This is a genomic window from Betaproteobacteria bacterium, from assembly GCA_016720065.1.
Lineage (GTDB): Bacteria > Pseudomonadota > Gammaproteobacteria > Burkholderiales > Rhodocyclaceae > SSSZ01.
In genome coordinates this window covers 2,645,077-2,669,608 of record JADJXY010000002.1, presented here as the reverse complement: position 1 = coordinate 2,669,608, position 24,532 = coordinate 2,645,077, and the positions used below count along the sequence as shown (strand labels likewise).

The window sequence follows — 24,532 nt, the reverse complement described above, 5'->3', positions numbered from 1 at the left end:
GCCACCGGGCTCGTAGCGATGCCGCCCGAGGGGTGGGCGGTTCGGAGTGGCGTAGAGGTCCAGTGCACAGGGCATTCCGGGTATCAACAAGCGGTCAACTGAGGTTTCTAGGATGATCCAAACCCAGCGCGTCACCGGCCTGGAAGTGCATTCCTGCCATCCGTCCCGGCCCCGCAAGGGGGCGCCGCCCCTGGTCTTCATCCACGGCGCCTTTGCCGGCGGCTGGATGTGGATCGACACCCTGCTTCCGGCCCTGGCCGAGGCGGGCTACGCCGGCCATGCCGTCTCCCTGCGCGGCCACGGCGGCAGCGAGGGGCACGACGCCATCGACTGGCACTCCGTCGCCGACTACGTGGAGGACGTCGAGACCATCGTTGATGGACTGGGCGGCGACGCCGTCCTCATCGGTCATTCCATGGGGGGATTCGTGGCCCAGAAATATCTGGAGCGGCGTTCGGCAGCCGGGGTGGCCCTGGTCTGCTCGGTGCCGCCCCAGGGCCTGGTGGCGGCGCAGTTCCACCTGTGCCTCTCCAAGCCCGACCTGTTCATGGAACTCAATCGCATCCTGGGCGGCAACCACACCGACACCCTCGTCCTGCGCGAGGCCCTGTTCGCCGGGGAGGTGGCCGACGACATGCTGCTCAACTGGCTGGGCAAGATGCAGCGGGAGTCTCACCGGGCGCTGTGGGACATGTCCATGTTCAACCTGCCCAGCCTATCCACCATGGCGCGCCCGCCCATGCTCATCCTGGGGGCGGAAAAAGACGTCCTGGTGCCGGCCTTTCTGGTGCAGAGCACGGCGCACACCTACCAATTGCCGTGCCACATTTTCCGCGGCATGGGCCACGCCGTGACCCACGAAAAAGAATGGCCGCTGGTGGCGGCCGCGCTGAAGACCTGGCTCGATACGCTCAAGCCTTGACGTCGACGGCATTCCCCAAGTGCGCCGGGTTGTTGGGTGCGGCGGGCTCCGGCAAGGCCTCGATCAACTGCTGCGCGGTGCGCTCCTGAAGCTCCAGGGTTTTCTTGAGGGTTGCGAGGGCCACGCCGTCGCCGTCTCGGGTGGCCGAGAGCGCGGTACTCAGACTGCCTATGCCGGAGAGGTCCATGGTGAGCTTGATTGCCTGGAGAAACGCGGATACCGTTAGTGTAGTTCACGACCTTGGGAAAGCAATGGCAGGCCCGCAAGACAAGTCCAGCCTCGAAGCCGCCATCGGCGAGGCGATCCGATTGAAGCGCGACGGTCACACCCGGGATCAGGCCGAATGGGAGGCCATGGCCGAAGACTTGCTGCGCGACATCGATTCCTTCGACCTCGATCTGGCGGAGCGCAAGCTGCGCAGCGAGGAGCGCCCCGTCAAACCGGCGGGGCTCATCGAGACCGGCGTGGTTTTTCCCAAGCTGGCACCGGAAGAGGCCGAGCGGCCGCAGTCGGTTCCCCGGCCCCGGGGATCGTCGCACCAGGCACGGGGGGATTCCGGCGTCGTGGCCCGCAGCGGCTTTTTGCAGGAATTGCGTGTGCAGGCCCGCGAACGCCAGCAGCAGCAAAGCCAGGAGGCAGTCGAGCGCAATCAGGCCAATGAACTGCTCGACAAGCGCCTGCGCCAGGTCTTCCTCTATCTCCACGAACTGGTGCAGCAACTCAACATCCTGCGTCCCACCCTGGAACGATCCTATGAAATCTCCCCCCGGGTGGTCATGAAGAATCTGGTCTGGCAGGAAGGCTTTGCCGATTACCGCACCCAGTCCCAGAGCGCCGGCGCCCTCATCGAAATGGTCAGCTTTTCCTTCCAGGTGGCCTCGCCCCGGCGTTTGTCCGTCCAGTTCGACGCGGCGGCCGCCGACCGCTTCCGCAAGCAGATTTTCGATTTCGGCCTGCGCTTCCGCATGAACGAACGCCACAACCAGCGTCGCCAGCTTTTGTTTGCCGATTTCGACATCGATTCCGAATTCAGCGTCAGCGCTCGTTGGCGGGCCGACTACGAGGCGGCAGCCATCCGCCTGGAGTGCCGCAACCTGGAGCGTCTGGGGAACTACACCTATCGCGTCGATCCGGCCAGCATCGATCAGGAACTCATGGACGAATTCGGCCACCTGGTGCTCGGCCAGCCCAGCCGTTTTCCGCTGCTCTGTCGGCGCTGAGCAGCTTTGAACCTAGAAACCTCAGTTGACCGCTTGTCGAACGCCGGAATGCATTGTGTCCTGGATCTCCGCGCCCCACCGAATCACACACCCGTTGGGCGGCATTGCCACGAGCGCCGCTGGCGCATCCGGGCGGGCACCTGGCTTTGTCTCTCCTCCTTGCAGGCATCAGCCTGCCGCGTCGTCGCTTCGCGCCAGACACCCGCCCGAACGCACCAACGGACTCGTCCAACTGAGGTTTCTAGGTTGAAAATTTCGGGCGCGCCCGAAATTCACCGGCTCTGATCGCGGCCTGCCCGCAGCACGGGGGGCGGGGAGAAAGGGTGTTGCGGCGCCCCTGCCTTACAGGCGGTGGCTCTGGTCACCGCGGCGAAAGCCCAGGAGCCCGGGGCCGTCGCCGCGGCCAAAGGCGATGACCTTGAAGAGTTCGCCCATTTCGTGGGGCAGGATGAGTTTATTGACCGCCCCGGCCCCCCGGATGTAATCGGCCGATGTGGCCGGCAGGCAGGCGAGCTGGTCCAGGATGCCGCAATTGAGAAGGAACTGCCCCTGGCTGGTGTAGCCCTGCAGTTCCAGTCCGGCACCATGGGCGGCCGCGGCCACGGCGGTGAATTCGACATGGGCGGTGATGTCCTGCAAGCCCGGTAGCCAGAAGGGATCGCCGTGGGCGTGGTGGCGGTAGTGGCACATGAGGGTGCCGCCGCCGCGCTGCGGGTGGTAGAACTCGCGGCGCGGGAAACCGTAATCGATGAGCAGGACGGTGCCTGACTCAAGAATGTCGCCCCAGGCAGCGGCCCAGGCCTGCGCGGCAAGGCCGACTTCGGCCAGATAGCCGTCCCTGGGGGCGAAGTCCCGCTCCAGCGCACCGGCAGCAGCGGTCAAGCACGCCGGCAGGGGGCGGTTCGCCCAGGCGAAGCCTTCGCCTTCCCGCCGCACGCCCTGCTCCAGGGCCTCGCCGCCCTGCCAGACCAGCAGATGAACCGGCATGGCATCGAGCAATTCATTGCCCAGGACGAGCCCCGCAAAGCGCTCGGGCAGACGATCCAGCCATTCCACCCGGGGCAGCAGGGCGGGGCAGGAGGCGGCCAGGGTCTGGCGCTGCCGTTCCCGCAGGTCGGCCGACAGGTCGAGGATGGCGTAGCGCTCGGGCAGCGTGTCCCTTGCGGCGAGGGCGAGAAGGAGGTCCGCCGCCAGACGCCCGGAGCCGGCGCCGACTTCCAGGATGGCAGGGGCGCTGGCCGCCATCACCTGGGTCGCCTGGGCGGCGAGGGCGCGGCCGAAGAGGGGGGTCATCTCCGGCGCGGTGACGAAGTCCCCCGCCGCGCCGAACTTACGCGCGCCGGCGGCGTAGTAGCCCAAGCCGGGCGCGTAGAGGGCGGTCGCCATGAATTCGGCGAAGGAGATCCAGCCGCCGGCCGCGGCGATGCGTTCCCACAGGTGGTCGCGCAGGCGCCGGCTGTGGGCCAGGGCGTCTTCGGAGGGAGCAGGGAGGGCCATGGCGGGAGGCGAAAACGCGGGATTCTACCCCCCGCCCCGATCCTCGGGCGACCCGGCCGGCCGCGCTTGTGCTATTTTTCCACCGGACGCTGGAGGCCGGGTTCCCGAGGCCCCCTGCTGGAGGGAATTTCCATGCACATCGTACAGACCGTCGCGCGCACGCCCGCGGGTGCCGCCGCTGCCATCGCCGAACTGCAGTCGGTCCGGCCCGATTTGATTCTCGTTTTCGGTGCGGCCGAGTATTTCGACCAGACCGATCTGGGAGGCAAGCTCGCGCTTGCCTTCCCGGAGGCCGCCTGCCTGGGATGCTCGACGGCCGGGGAAATCACCGCAAAAGGCGTGGACGATGGCAGTTGCAGCTTTACCGGCCTGCGGCTGGAGAAAACACGTCTGACCCGGGGGCGGACGGAGTTGCGGGGCATGGAGGATTCCTTCGCCGCCGGGGAGCGCCTGGCCCGCCAGTTGCTGGATCCGGAGCTGAAGGCGGTCCTCGTCTTCGGCCCCGGGGTTCAGGTCAATGGCAGCGCCCTGGTGGATGGCATGAGCAGCCTTCTCGGCGGCGGTCTTCCCATCACCGGCGGTCTGGCCGGGGACGGCGGGGCCTTCCGCCAGACCTTCGTCCTGGGGGAAGGGGGGGTCGGACCCCGGGCGGTGGTTGCCGTGGGCCTGTGCGGCGAGGGTCTGCGCTTCGCCCACGGCTCCTTCGGCGGCTGGGAAGCCTTCGGCCCGCCGCGCAAGGTGACGCGGGCGGTCGGCAACGTGCTCTACGAACTGGACGGAGAACCGGCCCTGGAGGTCTACCGGCGCTACCTGGGTGCCCATGCGCGGGATCTGCCGGCCTCCGGGCTTCTTTTTCCCTTTGCCATGCTGGGCGCCAATCACGACGCGGTGGGGCTCATCCGCACCATCCTGGGCATCGACGAGGCAGCCGGGAGCCTCACCCTGGCCGGCGAAATCGACCCCGCGGGTTATCTGAAACTGATGCACGCCACCACCGATAAGCTGGTGGGCGGTGCCGAGGCCGCGGCCGAGGCGGCCCACGACATGCTCACCGCCAACGGTGCCGGTCTCGCCATCCTGGTGAGTTGCGTGGGCCGCAAGCTGGTCATGGGCAGCCGGGTGGACGAGGAAGTCGAGGCGGTCAGCGCGGTCTTCGGCCACCAGGCCGTGCTGTCGGGCTTCTATTCCTATGGCGAGATCAGTCCCTTCACCCCGGGTTCCTCGTGCAAGCTACACAACCAGACCATGACCATCACCTACCTGGGCGAACGCTGAGTGGGCACTGACTTCGCTTCTTCGATCGGCATTTCGGGAACCCGGCGCCCCCTCTGCTGCGCCGGGCGAACGGACGCCGTGCGTCGCTGGCACTGATGCACAAGGGGCTGTTCGCTCAGTTGCGGCGATCCTTCGGCGTGTCCGACGCGACGGAGGTCGAGGCCCTTTGCGCCGCGGCGCGGGCGGGCGGCGACGCGGTTCCGGAACTGGCTCCCCTGTTGCGGGGGTTCCCGGATTTTCTGGCCCGGGTCGAGGCGGCCTTCGAGCAATTCGACCGGGACCTGGATCTGCGCTCCCGCAGCCTGGAGCTTTCCTCGACCGAATTGACCGAGGCCAACAATCGCCTGCGGGAGGAGTTGGCGAGCCGGGAGCGGGCCCTGGCGGCCCTGCGCGAACTGGTGGCCGGCCTGATGCCGGCCGGAACCGCCCAGAGCCAGGTGGGCCAGACCGATCTGGAGGAAATCTCGACGCTGCTCTCCTGGCTGGTGGCCGACCGGGAGGCCGATCGGCGCGCCCTGGACAATCAGAAATTCGCCCTGGACCAGCACGCCATCGTCAGCATCACCGACACCCGGGGAACCATCCTCTACGCCAACGACAAGTTTTGTGAGATCAGCGGCTATGCTCGTGGGGAACTGCTGGGCCAGAACCATCGCATGGTCAAGTCGGCCATCCATCCGCCGGCTTTCTTCGCCGAGTTGTGGGAGACCATCCGCCGCGGCGAGGTCTGGCACGGCGAAGTGTGCAACCGGGCCAAGGACGGCCATCTGTACTGGGTCAATGCCACCATCGCGCCGCTGCTCGGGGCCGACGGCCGCCCGGAACAGTACATCGCCATCCGTACCGACATCACGGCGCGCAAGGTGGCCGAGCAGCGCGTGGGCGAGCAGTTGCACCTCATGGAGGAAATGCTGGAGGCCATTCCGCTGCCCGTCTACATCAAGGACCGTGAGGGGCGCTACCTGCGGCTCAACCGGGCCTTCGAGGCCTTCTTCCATGTGCAGCGCGAGGAGTACGTCGGCCGCACCCTGCACGATCTGCTGCCGCCCGAGGACGCCCGTGTCCACGCCGAACGGGACGAGGCCTTGTTCTCCCATCCCGGCACCCAGACCTACGAGGCCTCGGTCCACTCCCGCGACGGCGGGCGCCACGACACCATCTACCGCAAGGCGACCCTCACCCGCCCGGATGGCAGCGTCTTCGGCTTGCTGGGCGCCATCATCGACATCACCGAGCGCAAGGCGGGCGAGATCGCCCTGAAGGAGGCCAAGGAGTCGGCCGAGTCGGCCAATCGGGCCAAGAGCCAGTTTCTCGCCAACATGAGCCACGAAATCCGCACGCCCATGAACGGCATCATCGGCATGACCGACCTGGCCCTGGATACCGCCCTGGATGACGAGCAACGGGAGTATCTCGGCATCGTGCGCAGTTCGGCCGATGCGCTGCTGGCGCTCATCAACGACATCCTCGATTTTTCCAAGATCGAGGCGGGCAAGCTGCTCATCGAAACCATTCCCTTCGACCTCCATCAGGTCACGCGCGAGACCCTGAAGCCCCTCGCCGTGAGGGCCCTGGAGAAGAAGCTCGAACTCATCTGCGACATCGCCGCCGACGTGCCCCAGCACGTCCTGGGAGACCCGGGACGGCTGCGTCAGGTCCTGGTCAATCTGGTGGGCAACGCCATCAAGTTCACCGCCCAGGGCGAAATTGCAGTGGAACTGCGGCGCAGCGTCGAAGGGCTCATCCACCTGGCGGTGCGGGACACCGGCATCGGCATCCCGCAGGAGAAGCAGGGGCAGATTTTCGAGGCCTTCACCCAGGAAGACTCGTCCACCACCCGACGTTACGGCGGCACCGGGCTTGGGCTCTCCATTTGCAGCCGGCTGGCGGAATTGATGGGTGGCCGCCTGTGGCTTGAGAGCGCGGTCGGTAGCGGCAGCACCTTCCATTTCGCCCTCGCCCTGGCGGAAAACCCCGAGGGGCCGCCGCCGCTCGCCCCCCCGGCAGTCCTGCGCGGTCGCCGGGCCTTGCTGGTGGACGACAATGCCACCAACCGGCGGGTACTCGGGACGCTCCTGGGGCGTTGGGGCCTGCACTGCACCCCGGCCCACGACGGCCGGGAGGCGCTCGCCCTGATCGCGGCGCCGGAAACCTTCGACGTCCTGATCGTCGACGCCCACATGCCGGAAATGGACGGCTACGCCCTGGCCCTGGCGGTCCACGAGCGTTTCTCGGTGGCGGCGCCGCCCGTTCTGCTCCTCACCTCCGGCGCCAGCCGGGGTGACGCCCAGCGCTGCCGGGAGTGCGGCGTGGCCGCCTATTTCCCCAAACCCGTGGCGCCGGCAGATCTGGCCGGCGCCCTCGCGCGGGTTCTGGCGGCCCAGGCCGCCGCCGCGCCCCGGGAACCCGCCCTGGTCACCCGCCACTCCCTGCGGGAAGGCGGACGGCCGCTGGACATCCTGCTGGTCGAGGACCACCCCATCAATCAGAAACTCGCCACCAGCCTCCTGGAGAAGTGGGGCCATCGGGTCACGGTCGCCGGCCACGGGGGGGAGGCGCTGGCCATGATCGAGACGGGCCGTCGCTTCGATCTGGTCCTCATGGACATGCAGATGCCGGTCATGGGCGGCCTGGAAGCAACCGAGCGCATCCGCTGCATGGAAACGGAGCGGGGCCTGCCGCGGGTGCCCATCGTCGCCATGACGGCCAATGCCATGCAGTCGGATCGTGACGCCTGCATCGCAGCCGGGATGGACGACTACATCGCCAAGCCCGTCCGCGCCACCGATCTCGCCGCCATGCTGGCCACCCGCGGGGGCCTGGCGCCGGAGTAGGAGGGAGGTGTTCCTCGCGGTGCGCCCCGCCGGGGCGCCCTTGGCGGTACACTGCGGCCCCATGGGAAATCTTTCCGGACGGGTCATTCTCATCACCGGCGCGGCGCGACGCGTGGGGGCCGCCATCGCGCGCCGCCTGCACGGAGCGGGGGCGCAGGTGGCGGTGCACTACCGTTCGGCGGCGGGGGAGGCCGAGGCCCTGGTGGCCGAACTGAACGCCCTGCGGGCCGATTCCGCGGCCGCTTTCGCGGCCGACCTGGCGAGGACCGCCCTGTTGCCGGGACTCGTCGCTGCCGTGGCGGCCCGTTTCGGGCGCCTCGACGCCCTGGTGAATAACGCCTCCAGCTTTTTTCCCACACCCCTGGGCAGCATCGACGAAGCGGCCTGGGACGACCTGGTGGGCAGCAACTTCAAGGCCCCCCTCTTTCTCTCCCAGGCGGCGGCGCCCCATTTGGCGGCAGCCGGCGGCGCCATCGTCAATATCACCGATATCCACGCCGAGCGTCCCCTGGCGGGCTACCCCCTTTACTGCGCGGCCAAGGGGGCGCTCCTGGCGCTGACCCGGGCGCTGGCCATCGAACTGGCCCCGGTGCGGGTCAATGCCGTGTCGCCGGGCGCCATCCTGTGGCCGGAGGACGGGCAGTTCCTGGGGGTGGAGCAGGCTGCCATCGTCGGCCACACCCTGCTCAAGCGGGCCGGGGGGCCGGAGGACATCGCCGCCGCGGTCCACTTTCTCCTGGCCGAGGCCCCCTACGTCACGGGTCAGATTCTCAACGTCGATGGCGGCCGTACCGCCCATCTGTCAGCATGAACGCTTCCCATACCCTCCAGAAACTGGGCCGCTTCCTCGAAAGCCGCAGCGGCAAGGCCATCGGCGACTACGCCATGATCGCCGACGGCGACACCGTCCTGGTCTGCGTCTCCGGCGGCAAGGACTCCTACACCCTGCTCCACGTGCTCATGGCCCTGCAGAAGCGGGCGCCGATCAAGTTCCGTCTCGTGGCCATGAACCTGGACCAGAAGCAGCCCGGCTTTCCCGCCGAGGTGCTGCCGCGCTATTTCGCTTCCATCGGCGTCGAGTACCGCATCGTCGAGGCCGACACCTACTCCGTGGTGCGGGAGAAGATTCCCGAGGGCAAGACCACCTGCTCCCTCTGCTCCCGCCTGCGCCGGGGCATCATCTACCGCACCGCCAAGGAACTGGGCGCCAACAAGATCGCCCTGGGCCACCATCGGGACGACATGGTCCATACCCTCTTTCTCAACATGCTCTTCGGCGGCAAGCTCAAGGCCATGCCGCCCAAACTGGTGACCGACGACGGGGCCCATGTGGTGATCCGGCCCCTGGCCTACTGTTCCGAGGCCGACATCGCCAAGTTCGCCCGCGGCATGGAATTCCCCATCATTCCCTGCAATCTGTGCGGCTCCCAGGACAATCTGCAGCGCCAGAAGGTGCGCGAGATGATGCAGGATTGGGACCGCCGCTACCCGGGGCGTACCGAGTCCGTCTTCACGGCCATGCAGAATGTGGTGCCTTCGCACCTTGCGGACAGCGATCTGTTCGATTTCGTCGGCCTGGCGGTGGGGGATGCGGTCGCGGAGGGCGACATCGTCTTCGATCGGGAGGAACTGCCCATGAGCGGCACCATCCCCCTGATGGCGTCGCTATGACAGTGGAACTGCCGATTTTGGTATCATTGGTCCCAGATTAATCAGCGTGGTGGAACAGGGGCGATCATGGGGGGCGTAGAACGCAGGCTTGCAGTGCTTTTTGCCGATGTTTCCGGCAGCACCAAGCTGTACGAGCGGTTGGGGGACAGCGAGGCCCTGCGGGCGGTGGACCGCTGCATCAAACGCATGGAACGCGCCATCGACGGCTTCCAGGGCCGTCTGGTCAAGACCATAGGCGACGAGGTCATGGCCACCTTCGCCACCGCCGAGGCCGCCTTCCAGGCAGCCGTCGAAATGCAGCAGCGGGTCAGCGACCTGCCCCCGGTTTCCGGCGTCAAGCTCACCATCCGGGTCGGTTTCCACTTCGGCGCCGCCATCGAGGATAACAACGACATCTTCGGCGACACCGTCAATACGGCGGCCCGCATCGTCGGCCTGGCCAAGGCCGAGCAGATTCTCACCAGCGCCCAGACCATCGCTGAACTTCCTCCCCTGCTGCGGGAGTCGACCCGTGACCTCGAACAACTCTCGGTCAAGGGCAAGGCGGAAGGCGTGCACGTCTACGAGGTGCTGTGGCACGAGACCGAGGAACTGACCATGAAGGCCAGTTCCCTCCGCGTGTCCAACGTGCTGAACACCAAGCTTTGCGTGCGCTACCGGGGGCGCGCCTACCTGCTGGACGACAAGAACCCCGCCCTGACCCTGGGGCGGGACCAGAGCTGCGACCTCATCATCGAGGACCGCAAATCGTCCCGCCAGCACGCGCGCATCGAGCGGCGCGGTGACAAGTATTTCTACGTCGATCAGAGCACCAATGGCAGCTACGTCGCCATCGCCGGTGAAAGGGAAACCCTGCTGCGGCGGGAAGAAATGCTCCTGCGCGGCACGGGCAAGATTTCCTTTGGTTCCTCCTGCGGCGACCCCAACGCCGATCTGGCCGAATTCGAGCATCTGTAGGCCCGGCACCCGGGCCCCCGAGAAGCAGAAGGCCATCCCGCGGGATGGCCTTCTTTCTGGGTAACCGGCAAGTGCCGGGCGTCCTTGACTGCGCTTGTCGCGTGAGCAAAGCGGAGCGGATGGGATTGCTTGCGAAGAGCGTTTTCCAGAGCCGGGGGGTGAGTTCGTGGACGCGGTTGGCGGGGTGCTCAGCGACACGCTGCAGGACGTCGACCAGATAATCGCAGGGATCGTTCTGGTGCCGGCCGAGGAGACGGAACCCTTCTGAGCGCCGCCGCGCCGGGAATTCCGTTCCGGGCTACGCCCTCCACGGCTTTCCCGGCACAACCCTGCCTCGCCGATGAACGCCGGGCCACCATCACACTTCAGGAAAGGAGGAAATCCGGGATAGACTTATCCACAGCCGCGTCAATGACAAGCGGCTATCAGGCCTGGTCAAAATTCAACCGGTACACCTGGTCAAAATTCAGACGGTACGGACAGGCTCCTCGAAATTCATGGGTAGCTACCGCTCTAGCTAACCATCCAGCTACCCAAAAGTTGATGGCTTCAGTTATACGAGGATCACCTTGGATCAACAGGAGAAACAACAACATACTGATTAATAACGATAATTTTCACACAGCATGATCGCGGATCAGCGAAAATTATGCTACATCAGAACAATGTCGAACTGTTCCGGCGAGTAGCTGCTTTCTGCCTGGAGCGAGATGGGCTTGCCGATGAAATCGGACAGCAGGGCGAGGGACTGGGATTCTTCGTCGTGGAAGAGGTCGATGACCGGGGGGCCGGCGATGACGCGGTACTCCCGGGCGTTGAACTGGCGGGCTTCGCGCAGCAGTTCCCGCAGGATTTCGTAGGCCATGGTGCGGGCCGTCTTGACCTCGCCGCGGCCGTCGCAGGTGGGGCAGGTCTGGCAGAGCACGTGGGCCAGGGATTCCCGCGTGCGCTTGCGCGTCATTTCCACCAGGCCCAGGTTGGTGAAACCGTTGAGGGTCAGGCGGGTATGGTCGCGGGAGAGGGCTTTCTGGAATTCCGCCAGCACGGCTCCCCGGTGCTCTTCGCTTTCCATGTCGATGAAATCGACGATGATGATGCCACCGAGGTTTCTCAGGCGCAGTTGGCGGGCGATGGTCTGGGCGGCTTCCAGGTTGGTCTTGAAAATGGTGTCGTCGAAATTGCGCACCCCCACGAAGCCGCCGGTATTGACGTCGATGGTGGTCATGGCCTCGGTCTGGTCCATGATGAGGTAGCCGCCGGATTTGAGGTCGACCCGCCGGGCGAGGGCCTTTTCGATTTCCTCCTCGACGCCGTGCAGGTCGAAGAGGGGGCGCTCGCCGGTGTAGTGCTCCAGGAGGGGCCGCACGGCCGGGGTGTAGATTTCGGCGAAGGCGTGCAGGCGCTGGAAATTCTCCCGGGAGTCGATGACGATGCGGCTCACCTCGGGATCGACGAAATCCCGCAGTACCCGCTGGCCCAGGGAAAGCTCCTGGTAGAGGAGGGCGGGGGGGCCGGAAACCTTCACTTTCTCGCGGATTTCTCCCCAGGCCTTCTTGAGGTAGGCGATATCGGTGGCGAATTCGGCGTCGGTGGCGCCTTCGGCCATGGTGCGGACAATGAAGCCGCCGGTTTCCGCCTCGGGCACCAGGCGCACCAGCCGTTCCCGCAGGGCCTCGCGCTCCGATTCGGGCTCGATGCGCTGGGAGACCCCGATGTGTTTTTCCTGGGGCAGATAGACCAGCATGCGGCCGGCGATGGAAATCTGGGTGGAGAGTCGGGCGCCCTTGGTGCCGATGGGGTCCTTCACCACCTGCACCACCAGGCTCTGCCCCTCGGACAGGAGGCGCTCGATGGGCCGGTCGCTGGCCTCGTCGCGGGGCTGCCAGATGTCGGCCACGTGGAGGAAGGCAGTGCGCTCCAGGCCCACGTCCACGAAGGCGGACTGCATGCCGGGCAGGATGCGGCATATCCGCCCCAGGTAGACATTGCCCACCAGTCCGCGACTGGCGTTGCGCTCGATATGGAGTTCCTGGACCACGCCTTGCTGCATGACGGCGACCCGGGTTTCCTGGGGGGTGAAATTGATGAGGATTTCTTCGGACATGGGGCAGGTAAAATTGGCGGTCTCCCCGGATTCTACTATGGCCGCCGCATCCCGCTTCCCTTCTGGCTCCGCGCCCCGCGCCGCCCCCGAACTTCTTGCCCCTGCCGGTTCCCTGGCCATGCTGCGCACCGCCTTCGCCTTCGGGGCCGACGCGGTCTATGCCGGCCAGCCCCGCTACTCCCTGCGCGTGCGCAACAACGAATTCGGCAGCCGGGAGGTCCTGGCCACCGGCATCCGGGAAGCCCACGCCCAAGGCAAGGCCTTCTACGTGGTGAGCAACATTTTTCCGCGCAACGCCAAACTCGCCACCTACCGGGCCGACATGGCGCCGGTGGTGGCGCTGGCTCCCGACGCCTTCATCATGTCCGACCCCGGCCTCATCGCCCTGGCGCGGGAAGCCTGGCCGGAACTGACCATCCACCTCTCGGTGCAGGCCAATACGGTCAATTGGGCGGCGGTGAAGTTCTGGCAGTCCCTGGGTATCCGCCGGGTCATCCTCTCCCGCGAACTGTCCCTGGAGGAAATCGCCGAAATCCGCCAGCGCTGCCCGGACATGGAACTGGAAGTCTTCGTGCACGGCGCCCTGTGCATCGCCTACTCCGGCCGCTGCCTGCTTTCCGGCTACTTCAACCACCGCGACCCCAACCAGGGCACCTGCACCAATTCCTGCCGCTGGGATTACAAGGTGCACCCGGCGGGCGAGAATGCGGCGGGGGACGTGCACCTGCTGGAAGAACGCCAGCGCCCGGGCGAACTGATGCCCATCGAGGAGGACGAGCACGGCACCTACATCCTGAACTCCAAGGATCTGCGCGCCATCGAGCATGTGCAACGCCTGACGCAACTCGGCATCGATTCCCTCAAGATCGAGGGCCGCACCAAGAGCCCCTACTACGCCGCCCGCACCTGCCAGAGCTACCGCCAGGCCATCGACGATGCCATCGCCGGCCGACCGCTGGATCCGCGCCTCCTCGCCGATCTGGAAAGTCTTGCCAATCGCGGCTATACCGATGGCTTTTACCAGCGTCACCATGAGGCGGATTATCAGGGCTACCTGCGCGGCCACTCCGAATCGGCGCGCAGCCTGTACGTCGGCGACGCTCTGGCCTGGGATGCCGGCCGCGGATTGATGGAAATCGCGGTCAAGAATCGCTTCTCCCTGGGGGACCGCCTGGAATGTGTCCACCCCGATGGAAACCTGCGGTGGATTCCGGAACGCATGGAAACCGCAGAGGGGAGGCTCACGAAGGTCGCCCCCGGAGACGGCCATCGCGTCTGGATCGACATGCCGGAAAACAGGGTGGGGGCCTTCGTAACCCGCTTCCTGTCAGATCACCGCGCCGATCAACCCGGTCCGCTCTGAGCCTGGAACGCGGATTCGCGTTCGAGTTCGGGTGAGGATCACGTTGCGAGATGTTCCCTCGGGGCCGTGGGGTTCGTTGAATCTTGGGCTTGGCTCCTGAGGGTGTCTGACTTTTTCCGGGTTGAATTGTTATTCGTCATGGGGCAGGATTCCGCGTGACTGCGGCTCGTGGGGCGGCGGGCGATTGCCCGGCGTGGTGGCCGCACCGTTTCTTGCCTCGAGGTCAGCCCGTGACAGTCCTGCATATTCCCGTTTCCGCCCAAGGCGCATGCTGACCCCGGCCGCGCAGCGGGTGCTGCGGCACCCCCTGGAATTCGTGCAGCGCGTCCTGGCGGGATTCTTCCGTAACCAGGGCCTGCTGCTGGCCGGCGCCATCGCCTACTACGCGCTGCTTTCCGCCGTACCCCTGCTGATTCTGGTGGTCATCGCCTTTTCCCGCGTGGTCGAGCCCCAGGAACTGCTGGCCCTCCTGGCCCGCTATCTGGAATGGCTCGTGCCCAGCCAGTCCCGCGCCGTTCTGGCCGATGTGGAGGGCGTGCTGCATGAGCGCGCAGCCCTCGGTGCCCTCCTCGTCGCCACCATGCTGTTCTTCAGCTCCCTGGCCTTTTCTGTCCTGGAAAAAGCCATGGGGGTCATTTTTTCCCATCGGGGGGCGGCCCAGGCCCGTCATGCCCTGGTGTCCTTTCTTCTTCCCTACTGCCTGGTACTCGTTCTCGGGCTCGCCCTCCTGGCGCTGAGCGCTGCGGCCGCAGCCTTCGAGGCGCTGGCCGAGGGTTGGCTGTGGGTTCCGGGGGGACAGTGGTCCCTGGCCGGAGTCTCCGCAGCGCTCCTTTACCTGCTCGGCTTCGTTTTCGAGGCGGCCCTGTTCGCCGGGCTCTACCGCGTGCTGCCGGCGGGTGGGGTCAAGCCGTCCCATGCCCTGGTGGGGGGCGTGGCCGCCGCGCTGCTGTGGGAATTCCTGCGCCGCGGTCTGGCATGGTATTTTTCCCACGTATCCAAGGTGGGTGTGGTGTACGGCTCCCTCACCACTGCGGTGGTCGTCCTGCTCAGCCTGGAAATCGCTGCGACCGTCCTGCTCCTGGGCGCCCAGGTGATTGCCGAATACGAAAAGCTGGCGCCACCCCCTGAAGGTCCGCTCTCCGGAGAAGCAGCATGAGCATCGCATTCGTCCTTTTCTGCCTCGTCCTGGCGGCCCTGCTGCTCTTCGTCTGGCGCCGGGCGGCAGCGGCCCAGCGCGCCGAGTACATTCGGCACTTTGCGCTGCCCAAGGGGCTGTACGAGCGCCTGCGCAGCCGGCGGCCGGATTTTGGCCCCAAGGAATGTCAACTCGTCGCCCAGGGGCTGCGGCAGTTTTTTCTCGCCTACCTGAAGGGCGGGCGCAAGTTCGTCGCCATGCCCTCCCAGGCGGTCGACGACCTCTGGCACGAGTTCATTCTCTACACCCGGGAATACGAGACCTTCTGCCGCAAGGCATTTGGGCACTTCCTGCATCACACACCGGCGGTGGTCCTCAGTTCGGCAGGGGACGCCAATGCCGGCCTGCGGCGCTGCTGGTGGCATACCTGCCGGGAAGAGAACATCAACCCCCGCCAACCCACCCGCCTCCCTCTCCTCTTCGCCCTCGACGCCAAACTCGGCATCGCCGACGGCTTCCACTACGTTCCCGACTGCGGCTCGGTGCGCAACCGTCGCGATGCAGGATCCGGAACGCCTTACTGTGGCGGCGATTTTTCCAGCACGTATTTCGATGGGGGGACCGAAGGGTTTGGGGATTCAAGCGATTCCGGCGCGAGCGGAGGTTCGGTCAGCAGTGGGGAGAGTGGCGGGGGCGATAGTGGGGGCGGAAGCAGTTGCGGCGGGGGAGGATGTGGCGGCGGAGGGGGTGGCGATTGACCCTGGAGCGCTCCGCAGGCCCTGGGCACAAGGCATTTCGGGCATCGACAAACGGTCGGCCGAGGTCTCCGCATTGAACCTTCAGGCCAGTTTCCCGCGACCCAGTGCACCGTGCGGCTTGGCGCAAAGCGAAAAATCCCTCTACGAAGCGACCACCGATCTGCGGGCCGCCCTTCTGCGGGGAGGCTTCACCGTGGTGGGAACGCGGGAACTGGGGGCCTCCGGTGGCGGTTTCGCGGCCGAGTGCGACGAGGATTGCACCCTGCTCACCGTCGACCACCCCGGCTACGTGCGCCGTCTTCTCGAACTGGACATGCGCCTTGTCCTCGCTCTGCCGTGGCGCCTCGCCGTCTTCACCCAGGCGGGGGCCACCCGCATCGGCTTTCTGCGGCCGGGCGCGGTGATCGAGGGCCTGTCTCCGGAGGCCCTTGTCCTGGCGACAGAAGTGGAAGAGAAGCTGGCGCGCATCGTCGACGCCGCGCGCTGAACCCTTGGTCGGCGCTCTGAGCCTTGGCGCAGGGTTTCCCCGCGCAATCGAGTGCTGCGGGAGGCTCGTCGGGCAGCGCACGACCGCAGGGGCCGCGGGGTAGAATGCCCGCCTTCCCCAAATGTCCTTGTCGCCCGGGAGCCCCCATGCGTCGCCCGCTCTGCCTTGCTCTCCTTGCCCTTGTCGCTGCCGCCCCGTCCCGGGCCGACGACGTCGCCGATGCCCGCAGCTTCATCACCGACCTTTACCGGGCATACGAGAGCGCGGGGGAGCGTCCCCGCCGCGGCGATCCCCGCTGGTACGACGAATCCCTCGCCCGGCTGTTGACGGAGAACCAGCAAGCGAATGCGGGCGGCGTGCCCCTGCTCAGTGGCGATCCCCTGTGCAATTGCATGGACGCCACCGGCATGCGTCTGGAGGAGGTGGTGGCCGCCGCGCTGCCGGAGGGCCGCGTCGGCGGCGAAGCCCGGCTTGCCCTGGGGGCGGAGCGGCGGGAACGCATCCGCCTGATCCTGGTCAGGACCGGCGCCGGCCTGCGGGTGTGGGACGTGGGGGACGAGCAGACCCCCAGCCTGCGCCAGGCCCTGGAGGACGATACGGCCTCGGCCCAGCGTGACAAGGTGGAGTCCGGCCGCAAGTAGGGGCGGCGCGGCCCGGGGGCTGGTCAGGAGGGGCGCTGCCTCTGCCGCACACTATTCCCGTGCCCGGGGCAGGCTGAGGACGAAGCTCACGCCATCCGCCTCGTTGCGGGCGACGAGGGTGCCCCCCATCTTGGCCATGTAGGTCCTGGCGACGAACAGTCCCTGGCCGCGGCTACCGTTGGCGCCGGCGCCGGGCTGGTCGGATACCCCGTACTCGAAGATGCGCTCCAGCAGCGCTTCCGCGATGGCGGGGCCGTGGTTGTGGACCGTCACGCTGGCGCCCGTGTCGCCGGTTTCGAGGGTCAGGGTGATGGCGGTGCCGGGCCGGCGGTGGCGGTCGGCGTTCTTGAGCAGGTGGGAGAAGACATCCTCCAGGGCGTACTCGTCGGCCCTTACCCGCACCGGTGTCTCCGGCGCCCGGCAGTCCAGGTCGGCGATGCCGGCATTGGCCGCCACGTGGCGCAGAAAGTCGGCCATATCCACTGCCGCCAGGTGCAGGCTGGACGACTGGAAGGCTTCGCTGGGGCTGGCGCTGCCGTAGAGCACCCGCACCGCCTGCTGCATGCGGCTGATGTAGCGGTGGCTGGGGTCGGCGGGGTCGCCATGCAGGGCGAGGAGGCTTTGCAGGGGGGACATGATCTCGTGGCCCACGGCGTGCCACTGGTCCTTTTCCTGCTCGGCGCGGATGCGCTCCCGCTCGGCGTCTTCCCGCACGCGGCCCAGCAATCCGTCCAGGCCGGCGGCGAGCAGTCCCAGTTCGTCGCCTCCCTTGAGGTCGGCCAGATCGTAGCGCTCCAGGCCGCTTTCCGCCTGCACGCTGCGCGCAAGGCCGCGGGTGCGGCGGGTGAGGGTGGCGATGCGCCGGATGAGGCCGACTTCGATCACCAGCCAGGCCAGGCCGATGGCTCCCAGCATGGCCCCCACGAACCAGGACAACCGGGTGGCGACGGCGGCGAGACTGCGGTTCACGCTGCGGGCGTCGCCCTTGAGATGCAGATGGTAGGTGCCCAGGGGCGTGGTGATTTCATCGCTGCGCTCGATCTGTGGCGCGTCCAGGCTTTCCACCGGCAGCACGCGGATCAGGCGGGTGAGCAGCGGCGAGGTTTGCTGCGGCGACTCGTCGCGGCCGGCCAGGCGGGCGACCTCCCGCCCGGGGCCGGGCCCCGCCTTCTCGATGCTGAGGGATTCCCCCGGCTGGAGGAGCTCGGCGAGATCGCCCAGGACGAAAGCCGGTGCCGCGCCAGGCCGCCCGCTGTCGAACAGGGCCGGCGCCTCCCCCGGGGGCAGCACTTCCACCCGCACCTTGAAGTCGTCCAGGTCGGGGGGCGGCCAGACCGGCTTCTCCCGGGCGAAAAGCGCCTCCCGCAGTGCCTCCACCGGCAGGCGCAGGGAGAAGAAGGCCGAACGCGGACAGTCCGGCGCCGCCTCGGGCCGGCCATCCAGGCAGCGCGCCGCCTGCCAGACCCAGCCGCGGAACTCCCGCACCGGCCGGGCGCCGGTGTAGTCGCGGCCCTCCAGGGCGAGATAGCCGGTGAAGCGGCCGCGCACGCCTTCACCGGCGGCGCCGGGGGGCAGGGGTTCGAAAGGGGCGATCCAGCGCCAGGTCTGCCCGCGCAGGGCCACAGTCACCCGCAGGCGGTGGGCGCCGTCGAGGAATTCGTCGCCGATGCGGTGGGCCTCCAGGGCGCCGCTCTGAAAACTCCCGGCGGCGTAGATGAAGCCCCCGGCCCAGGGGTTGTTGCCGATGGCCACGCACAGGCTGCCCTGATCCGGGTAGCGCACCAGGCAGCCGCTCATCTCCACCCCGTTGCGCACCTTGTGCTGGTCGTCGAAATCCAGGGACGCAAAGGGCAGCACCACCGGGCGGCCCGCCGAAGCCAGGGCGGCGTTCCAGCCCGGGTTGAGGAGCGCGAGCTGGCCGGCCGGGTGGCGCAGGCGGCCGGCGATCTGGGCCTGGGTCTTGGCGAAGCCGGCCGCGTAGTGATCCACGCTGCGCTGCTTCTCCCCCTGCAGGAGCGCGACGGCCATGGCCAGGACCGCCAGGGCCAGGGCCAGGAAGGCGGTGCGGAAGAGGATGCGCAGCCGGAACGAGGCCAGCCAGGCCAGAACCCCCTTCATGCGCGCGGCAGGATTTGGTCGGACCAGCGGAAGCCGCGCATGGGCACGTTCTCGATGCGCTCGAAGGACTCGTCCAGTTCCCGGAAGGCCTCGCGGATGGTGCTGATGTGCTTCCGGATGTTGTCCCGGTTGCGCCCGCTTTTCACCACGGCGAACAGTTCGTCGTAGGACACCACCTCGCCGCGCCGTGCATGGAGCGCGGCCAGGATGCGCTGGGCGGTCAGGGGCAGGTTGACCCGCTGGCCCCGCCACAGGGGCGCCGCCTGGCGCAGGGGATCGAGGGAAAGCTCGGCGTCGGGCGCGGGGGTCTCCTTGGCGCCGGGGCGGTCCCGGGCGGCGCGCAGGATTTCCAGAAAAGTTTCGATGAAGTCCGCTTCGGCAAAGCTGGTTTTCTGGAGATAGTCCCAGGCGTCCAGGGCCTTCATGATGCTGCGGTACAGCGCTGCCGGCATGGCCGATACCACCAGCACCGGCGTGCCGCGGCCGGTCTTGTTGATGGCGTTGATGATGGCGACCCCCGCGTGGCGCTCCCGGCCCAGCTCGATGTCCAGGGTGACCAGGGCGTAATCCTCCCGGGCAATGGCCGCCTCGGCGGCGTCCCGGTCGAACCACTGATCGACGACCAGCCCCGGCCGGGCGGCGAGAATCCAGTCGCGCAACTGATTGCTGGTGGGAACGTCGTCCTCGATGACGGCGACCTTGGTCATGGGGGGCTCCGGAAGAAGGCTGGCGAGAGTATGACGCCATTTTCCGCCCTCGGTGCAGAGCGGGCGTGAGCGTTCGTTCACAGCCCGGAATTCCCCTTCCCCACCCCTTACCGAAGTCGCCCCACCGCGGCATGGAGTCCTCCGCCCCTGCCGCGCCACCATGGCAGCCATGGAAAGCCGGCGGGCGCCTCGATCTTCCCGCCCCCGGCTCCGTTCGGGAAGATCGACTCATTGGAGGAAAACATCATGTCTGAACGTATCCGTAACCTGGCTGAAAACCTGCGCCACTCCCTGGGCCGCGGCGCCGGTCGCCTGGGCGGGCAGGTGGCCGAACGCCAGCGCAGCCTGATCGCCCTGGCCGTCGCCGGCCTCGGTGTCTGGAGTCTTTACACCCATCCGCCGGTGCAGGGTGTCGAGCGCGGCGAGGTGGGGCTGCGCATCAACCAGCTGACCGGGGCGACGGTCGAATTTCAGGAAGGCGCGGTGTTCGCCCTGCCCGGCATCCACGAGTTGCGTCGCTACGCCCTGCGCGACCAGACCTACCGCCCGGCCGGGGCCGAGAGTGCCGCCGGGCGCGCGCCCTTCCAGACCGTCGAGGGCCTGTCCATCGGCCTGGACATCGCCGTGCGCTACGCCCTCGACCCGGCCCGCATCGGCAGCACGGCCCGCGCCCTGCCCGAGGACATCGGCGGCGAAGTGGTCGATCCGGCGGTCCAGGGCGTGGTGTACAAGATTCTGGCCCGCTACACGGTACGGGAAATTTTCTCCACCAAGCGCCAGGAAATCCGCGACGCCATCGAAGCCGAACTGAAGCCCCTGCTCGAACGGGACGGCATCCGCCTGAAGCAGGTTCTGGTGGGCAAGGTGGATCTGCCCGCCGACTACCGGGCCGGCATGGAGAGGCTGCTGGCCGAGGAACTGGCCAGCGAAAAGATGCGCTACACCCTGGAGCTGAAGGAAAAGCAGGTCAAGCAGACCGAACTGGAAGCCCTGGCCGACAAGACCCGGCGTGAGACCGCCGCGGCGGCCGCGGGGGAGGAGCAGATCATTGCCGCCAAGGCCCAGGCGGAATCGATGAAGCACATCCTGCCCTTCAAGCAGAAGCAGATCGAGCAGCGGGGCTTCGAGGCGGAGGCGGAAAAGATCGCCCGCATCAAGAGCGCCGAAGGGTCCGCCCAGGCGCGTCAGATCGAGGCCCAGGGCGAAGCCGAGTCGCGCCGCAAGCTGGCCGACGCCGAGGCCTATCGCCAGGATCGCCTAGGCAGGATCAGCAGCGAACAACTGGCCCGGGACGGCGCCCTCATCCAGAAGAACCCGCTCCTCATCCAGAAGGCCATGGCCGACAAGCTGTCGGACAAGATCCAGGTCATCATCGCCCCGCCCCCCGGGGATGGGGGATTCATCGGCGCCGCGCTCCTGGGCGGCAAGGGCGGCCGTCCGCAGGCGGCGGTCCAGGCTGACTTGCCCTCCGACGACGGCGAGGGGGAATGAGCATGCTGGCCAGCGCACTCACCGTCGTCGCCCTGGTGGCCGCGGACCAGACCGCCCTGCGGGCCGCTCCCCGCGATTCGGCCCCCCAGCAGGCCGTCCTGTGGCAGGGGGACAGCCTGGAAATCCGCGGCGAGAAGGGCGATTTTCTCCAGGTGTACGACCACCGCCGCGAACGGGCCGGCTACATCCGGGCCAGCCAGGTGCGGGTGCAGTCCCTCAAGCCGGAAGCGGCGCCGGAACTGCTCGCCGTGGTGCGTTTTCTGAAGGAGACCCCGGGGTCCGAAGCCCTGGGCATCGCCTACGCCGCCGCCTACCTGCGGGCGGCGCCGGCGGAAGCCATTGGTGCCGAGGTCTTCGACGCCCTGGGGCAGATGGCCGATCGCCTGGCCCGCCGGGCGAGCACCGGCCAGGCCGGACGCGCCGGCGAGGTCAATGCGGCCCATCTGGAAGTGGCGGCCGCCTACGGCGTGACCATGACGGCCTTCGAGCGCGACGGCCAGATCCAGCTCTGCGCCGGCGGCGAGGCCCAGCGCCGCGTGCTGGCTCTGCCCGCCAGTGCCGTGCAGAAAGCGCTGGCCGCCCTGGCGCTCACCCGCCACGAGTGCATTTCGCCGGCCCTGACGCCGGTGGAGCGCTACGCCCTGGACAACTGGCGGGCGGACGTCCTGGAACGAGTCGAACTCGGCGCACTGCCGGAAGTGCTCAAGAACCGTATCCGCCTGCGCCAGGCCGGGGTGTGGGCCAGCCTGGCCTACCAGCGGGCGCGCCGGCCGGAAGTCGGCGCCGCGCCGGTGCAGGAAGCCGCCACCCGGGCCGTCGACGCACTCGCCGCCATCAACAAGGCGGAACTCATGGAAACCGACGCGGCCGCCTACAGCGACGCCGCCATCCGGGTGGGCGCCTCACGCTGGGCGGCGGCCCCCGGAGCGTCTGCCCGATCGGGCAAGCTGAGCGTGGTCGCCAGTGCCGGCGAGCCGGGCCAAACCTGCATTGCCCTGGTGGAGGCCCGCCAGGAGCGCAGGGCGCCCCTCGTCACCCGCTGCACCTACGGCATCGTATGGACCGCCTCGGCCACCGCCAACGCGGACGGCAGCGCCTTGTCTCTGGCGGTGCAGAGCAGCGACACCTGGCGGGAATTGTGGGTGTTCAGGAAGGACGGTGAATCCTGGTCGGTGGATGTCCTCCCCCCGGGGGTCGAAACGCCGACCCTGGGCTACGTGGAATTTGCGGGCTGGGTGCCCGGCGGCCGCGAAGTGCTGGCAGCACGGGAAGTGAAAGTCGCAGGCCGCTACCGCCGCAGCTTCGAAGTCCTGGGCCTCACCCATCTGGACACCCGCAAGCGGGCCGAAAGGCCGGAAGACCTCAGCACTTTCTACCGCTGGCAAAGCGCGCTGTGGAAGGCGGGAACGGTGGCGCTGCGGTGAGGCGTGCGGCGGCACGCCGGGGGGCCGGTGACCATGGCTCTTGCCCTTGCCCGTGGTCCCGGTCCCGCGGGGCTATGCGTGAGAAGTACAATCTCGCTCTCCCTGCCTCCCTCGCAGTCATGACCCAGCCGTTTTCTGCCGACACCGGCCCCGCCCCGGACCACTTCTACCCCGGCGCCCACTGCGGCCTGCGTTCGTCGCGCCGCATGCTGCGGCTGGCGGGCGTGCTCATCGCCGGGGTTTGCCTGCTGCTCCTGCTGCGGGCGCCGCTGGAAGGGGCGGTGGGGCTGGCGCTTTGTGCCGCGGGCCTCGCCTGGGCGGAATGGAAATTCCGGCATCGTCTCGATCCCGCTCGCCCCGCGGTGAGTCTGGACGGGCAGGGCATCGCCTCGGAATCCTTTGCCGGCGGGCAGAAACGCCTGCTCTGGGAGGAAGTGGCTGGAGTCGACTTTGGCCTGGGCGCCGGGGGGGCCGGGCTCTCCTTTGCGCTGGAGGGGGGCGGGAAGGCGGTGGCGCTGCCCCTGTCCGCCCTGGACGGGGCTGACCAGGAACGGCTTCTGGCGGCGGCCGTCGCCCGGCTCAATGCCTGCCGGGCCGCGAGCGGCAAGGCGCTGCTGCGGGATCCCCTGGTCGAGGAGCGGGAATTCCACGATCGGCTCTACGCCCTGGCCCCCGTCACCTGGGTCGTCTGGACCCTGGTTCTGACCAACGGCGCCGTCTGGCTCTGGGGCCTGGGCCACGGGGGAACTCTCCTGCACAACAGCGCCGACTTGCTTCTCGCCTGGGGCGGCAACGCCGCTTCCGAAGTGCAGCGGGGCGAAGTCTGGCGCCTGCTGAGTGCCGCCTTCCTGCACGGCGGGCTGCTCCATCTGGCCATGAACATGGTGGGTCTGGCCAGCGCCGGAGCGGTGGTCGAACGCATCTACGGCCATCGTCTCTTTCTCCTCCTCTACCTTGGCTCCGCCCTCCTGGGCAGCGCCTTCAGCCTGCATTTCGGTGCCCAGAAGGTCGTCGCCGTGGGGGCTTCCGGCGCCGTGTTCGGCATTACCGGGGCGCTGCTCGTCGCGCTGCTGCAGCACCGCAGCAGCCTGCCCAAGGCCTTCGGCAAGCAGCAGATCGGCTCCCTGCTCTTCTTCATCGGCTACGCCCTCATCTTCGGATTTGTCCAGGAGGGCATCGACAATGCCGCCCACGTCGGCGGGCTCGTCGGCGGCTGTCTCCTGGCCTTGGTGCTGCCCGAGCGCTTCGATCTCGAGCACTTCGCTGCCACTTGGCGCTTCCGGGCCGCGGTGGCGGGCGTCGCCACGGCGGCGACGGTGGCCGCGGTCGTGGCTCTGGCGCCACCGGCCCAGGTGGACGTGGCGGGGGTGCACGACGGCAACGCCCGCTTCCCGCGGGCCATGGCGGAATTCGACGCCGCCATCAAGGCCCTGCAGCACGAGTTCAAGGAGAAGGAGGCTGGGCGCGTGAGCGAGCGCCAACTCGACGACTGGGGCCGCCAGAACCTTCTGCCCCGGCTGCAGCGGGTGCAGCAGGAATTGGGCGCGACCTATCTGAGCCCCACCGATCCCCGCCGCCCCTTCCTGGCCGAGACGCGCCACATGGTCGATCTGCTCGTCGAGGCCACCCGCATGCAGACCCACTATCCGGAAGGCGGTGGAGAAGGCGTCGCCGCGGACCCGGAACGCGCCCGGGCGCTGGAGGCGGAGATCAAGGCCAGCGGCGAGCGGATCGCCCGGCTGGTCAAGGGGGGTGGCCGAGGGGCTACCCGCGAGTAAGCGCCCGCGTGCCCCCGCTCCACGCCCGCTTCCAAGCGACGGGCGAGGGGGGTGGGCCGGCCCGGGCGCCAGCGAGCGCGCGCCCCGCCGTGGTCAGCTCGCGGGGGGTGGCTCGGGCCTGATTTCTTGTCGCACGGACTCGACCAAGCC

General features: G+C 67.9%; 20 protein-coding genes. 15 read left to right on the top strand and 5 right to left on the bottom strand.

Annotated features, from left to right (window positions below):
• Nucleotides 1-112 precede the first annotated feature (112 nt).
• On the top strand, nt 113-922 hold the full coding sequence (locus tag IPM73_15695) for an alpha/beta fold hydrolase (GenBank protein MBK8919445.1): 810 nt from the start codon (nt 113-115) through the stop codon (nt 920-922).
• Here IPM73_15695 and IPM73_15690 read toward each other — a convergent pair.
• Entirely contained in the window at nt 912-1,109 is a 198-nt protein-coding gene (locus tag IPM73_15690) for a YjfB family protein (GenBank protein ID MBK8919444.1), read from the bottom strand. The genes IPM73_15695 and IPM73_15690 overlap by 11 nt on opposite strands.
• Nucleotides 1,110-1,173: 64 nt before the next feature.
• Between IPM73_15690 and IPM73_15685 the strand changes: the two genes are divergently transcribed.
• Complete coding sequence (locus tag IPM73_15685; GenBank protein ID MBK8919443.1) at nt 1,174-2,142, top strand: hypothetical protein; 969 nt, start codon at nt 1,174-1,176, stop codon at nt 2,140-2,142.
• A 342-nt stretch (nt 2,143-2,484) separates the two neighbouring features.
• Here the strand turns inward: IPM73_15685 and IPM73_15680 are convergent, their stop codons facing one another.
• Complete coding sequence (locus tag IPM73_15680; GenBank protein MBK8919442.1) at nt 2,485-3,639, bottom strand: SAM-dependent methyltransferase; 1,155 nt, start codon at nt 3,637-3,639, stop codon at nt 2,485-2,487.
• A gap of 132 nt (nt 3,640-3,771) precedes the next feature.
• On the opposite strand from IPM73_15680, the gene IPM73_15675 reads away from it, so the two are divergent.
• The 5 genes from IPM73_15675 to IPM73_15655 all read left to right on the top strand — a co-directional run bounded on the left by IPM73_15675 (nt 3,772) and on the right by IPM73_15655 (nt 10,376).
• Nucleotides 3,772-4,914 carry an FIST C-terminal domain-containing protein gene (locus IPM73_15675; GenBank protein ID MBK8919441.1) on the top strand — a complete coding sequence of 381 codons (1,143 nt, stop codon included), beginning with the start codon at nt 3,772-3,774 and terminating at the stop codon, nt 4,912-4,914.
• A 95-nt stretch (nt 4,915-5,009) separates the two neighbouring features.
• Nucleotides 5,010-7,748: a response regulator gene (locus tag IPM73_15670; protein MBK8919440.1), complete on the top strand. Its 2,739-nt coding sequence runs from the start codon at nt 5,010-5,012 to the stop codon at nt 7,746-7,748.
• Nucleotides 7,749-7,809: 61 nt separating this feature from the next.
• Nucleotides 7,810-8,559, top strand: a complete 750-nt coding sequence (locus tag IPM73_15665) for a pteridine reductase (protein ID MBK8919439.1) — start codon at nt 7,810-7,812, stop codon at nt 8,557-8,559.
• Nucleotides 8,556-9,419, top strand: coding sequence for a tRNA 2-thiocytidine(32) synthetase TtcA (gene ttcA / locus IPM73_15660; GenBank protein MBK8919438.1), 864 nt, complete (start codon nt 8,556-8,558; stop codon nt 9,417-9,419). The genes IPM73_15665 and ttcA overlap by 4 nt, the downstream gene beginning before the upstream one ends.
• 93 nt (nt 9,420-9,512) lie before the next feature.
• Nucleotides 9,513-10,376: an adenylate/guanylate cyclase domain-containing protein gene (locus IPM73_15655; protein MBK8919437.1), complete on the top strand. Its 864-nt coding sequence runs from the start codon at nt 9,513-9,515 to the stop codon at nt 10,374-10,376.
• Nucleotides 10,377-11,028: 652 nt separating this feature from the next.
• Here IPM73_15655 and rng read toward each other — a convergent pair.
• Entirely contained in the window at nt 11,029-12,480 is a 1,452-nt protein-coding gene (gene rng / locus IPM73_15650) for a ribonuclease G (GenBank protein ID MBK8919436.1), read from the bottom strand.
• Between the two features lie 37 nt (nt 12,481-12,517).
• On the opposite strand from rng, the gene IPM73_15645 reads away from it, so the two are divergent.
• The 5 genes from IPM73_15645 (at nt 12,518) to IPM73_15625 (ending at nt 16,864) form a co-directional block, all read left to right on the top strand.
• On the top strand, nt 12,518-13,843 hold the full coding sequence (locus IPM73_15645) for a U32 family peptidase (protein ID MBK8919435.1): 1,326 nt from the start codon (nt 12,518-12,520) through the stop codon (nt 13,841-13,843).
• Between the two features lie 268 nt (nt 13,844-14,111).
• Complete coding sequence (locus IPM73_15640) at nt 14,112-14,999, top strand: YihY/virulence factor BrkB family protein (GenBank protein ID MBK8919434.1); 888 nt, start codon at nt 14,112-14,114, stop codon at nt 14,997-14,999.
• Nucleotides 15,000-15,001: 2 nt separating this feature from the next.
• Entirely contained in the window at nt 15,002-15,736 is a 735-nt protein-coding gene (locus IPM73_15635) for a hypothetical protein (protein ID MBK8919433.1), read from the top strand.
• 118 nt (nt 15,737-15,854) lie between these two features.
• A complete protein-coding gene (locus tag IPM73_15630) occupies nt 15,855-16,223 on the top strand; it encodes a DUF302 domain-containing protein (GenBank protein MBK8919432.1) in 369 nt (122 codons plus the stop codon).
• A 146-nt stretch (nt 16,224-16,369) separates the two neighbouring features.
• On the top strand, nt 16,370-16,864 hold the full coding sequence (locus IPM73_15625) for a hypothetical protein (protein MBK8919431.1): 495 nt from the start codon (nt 16,370-16,372) through the stop codon (nt 16,862-16,864).
• A 51-nt stretch (nt 16,865-16,915) separates the two neighbouring features.
• On the opposite strand, the gene IPM73_15620 is transcribed toward IPM73_15625, so the two are convergent.
• On the bottom strand, nt 16,916-18,982 hold the full coding sequence (locus IPM73_15620) for a HAMP domain-containing histidine kinase (GenBank protein ID MBK8919430.1): 2,067 nt from the start codon (nt 18,980-18,982) through the stop codon (nt 16,916-16,918).
• On the bottom strand, nt 18,979-19,689 hold the full coding sequence (locus tag IPM73_15615) for a response regulator transcription factor (protein ID MBK8919429.1): 711 nt from the start codon (nt 19,687-19,689) through the stop codon (nt 18,979-18,981). Before IPM73_15615 ends, IPM73_15620 begins: the two co-directional genes overlap by 4 nt.
• 246 nt (nt 19,690-19,935) lie before the next feature.
• Between IPM73_15615 and IPM73_15610 the strand changes: the two genes are divergently transcribed.
• The 3 genes from IPM73_15610 (at nt 19,936) to IPM73_15600 (ending at nt 24,382) form a co-directional block, all read left to right on the top strand.
• On the top strand, nt 19,936-21,180 hold the full coding sequence (locus IPM73_15610) for a prohibitin family protein (protein ID MBK8919428.1): 1,245 nt from the start codon (nt 19,936-19,938) through the stop codon (nt 21,178-21,180).
• Nucleotides 21,177-22,604: a hypothetical protein gene (locus IPM73_15605; GenBank protein MBK8919427.1), complete on the top strand. Its 1,428-nt coding sequence runs from the start codon at nt 21,177-21,179 to the stop codon at nt 22,602-22,604. The genes IPM73_15610 and IPM73_15605 overlap by 4 nt, the downstream gene beginning before the upstream one ends.
• Nucleotides 22,605-22,678: 74 nt before the next feature.
• Complete coding sequence (locus IPM73_15600) at nt 22,679-24,382, top strand: rhomboid family intramembrane serine protease (GenBank protein MBK8919426.1); 1,704 nt, start codon at nt 22,679-22,681, stop codon at nt 24,380-24,382.
• The last annotated feature ends 150 nt before the right edge of the window (nt 24,383-24,532 follow it).

Bases quoted from the DNA above. Each gene is read 5' to 3' on its own strand.
- IPM73_15695 (MBK8919445.1), top strand. From the start codon at position 113: ATGATCCAAACCCAGCGCGTCACCGGCCTGGAAGTGCATTCCTGCCAT.
- IPM73_15690 (MBK8919444.1), bottom strand. From the start codon at position 1,109: ATGGACCTCTCCGGCATAGGCAGTCTGAGTACCGCGCTCTCGGCCACC.
- IPM73_15685 (MBK8919443.1), top strand. From the start codon at position 1,174: ATGGCAGGCCCGCAAGACAAGTCCAGCCTCGAAGCCGCCATCGGCGAG.
- IPM73_15680 (MBK8919442.1), bottom strand. From the start codon at position 3,639: ATGGCCCTCCCTGCTCCCTCCGAAGACGCCCTGGCCCACAGCCGGCGC.
- IPM73_15675 (MBK8919441.1), top strand. From the start codon at position 3,772: ATGCACATCGTACAGACCGTCGCGCGCACGCCCGCGGGTGCCGCCGCT.
- IPM73_15670 (MBK8919440.1), top strand. From the start codon at position 5,010: ATGCACAAGGGGCTGTTCGCTCAGTTGCGGCGATCCTTCGGCGTGTCC.
- IPM73_15665 (MBK8919439.1), top strand. From the start codon at position 7,810: ATGGGAAATCTTTCCGGACGGGTCATTCTCATCACCGGCGCGGCGCGA.
- ttcA (MBK8919438.1), top strand. From the start codon at position 8,556: ATGAACGCTTCCCATACCCTCCAGAAACTGGGCCGCTTCCTCGAAAGC.
- rng (MBK8919436.1), bottom strand. From the start codon at position 12,480: ATGTCCGAAGAAATCCTCATCAATTTCACCCCCCAGGAAACCCGGGTC.
- IPM73_15645 (MBK8919435.1), top strand. From the start codon at position 12,518: ATGGCCGCCGCATCCCGCTTCCCTTCTGGCTCCGCGCCCCGCGCCGCC.
- IPM73_15640 (MBK8919434.1), top strand. From the start codon at position 14,112: ATGCTGACCCCGGCCGCGCAGCGGGTGCTGCGGCACCCCCTGGAATTC.
- IPM73_15625 (MBK8919431.1), top strand. From the start codon at position 16,370: ATGCGTCGCCCGCTCTGCCTTGCTCTCCTTGCCCTTGTCGCTGCCGCC.
- IPM73_15620 (MBK8919430.1), bottom strand. From the start codon at position 18,982: ATGAAGGGGGTTCTGGCCTGGCTGGCCTCGTTCCGGCTGCGCATCCTC.
- IPM73_15615 (MBK8919429.1), bottom strand. From the start codon at position 19,689: ATGACCAAGGTCGCCGTCATCGAGGACGACGTTCCCACCAGCAATCAG.
- IPM73_15610 (MBK8919428.1), top strand. From the start codon at position 19,936: ATGTCTGAACGTATCCGTAACCTGGCTGAAAACCTGCGCCACTCCCTG.
- IPM73_15605 (MBK8919427.1), top strand. From the start codon at position 21,177: ATGAGCATGCTGGCCAGCGCACTCACCGTCGTCGCCCTGGTGGCCGCG.
- IPM73_15600 (MBK8919426.1), top strand. From the start codon at position 22,679: ATGCGTGAGAAGTACAATCTCGCTCTCCCTGCCTCCCTCGCAGTCATG.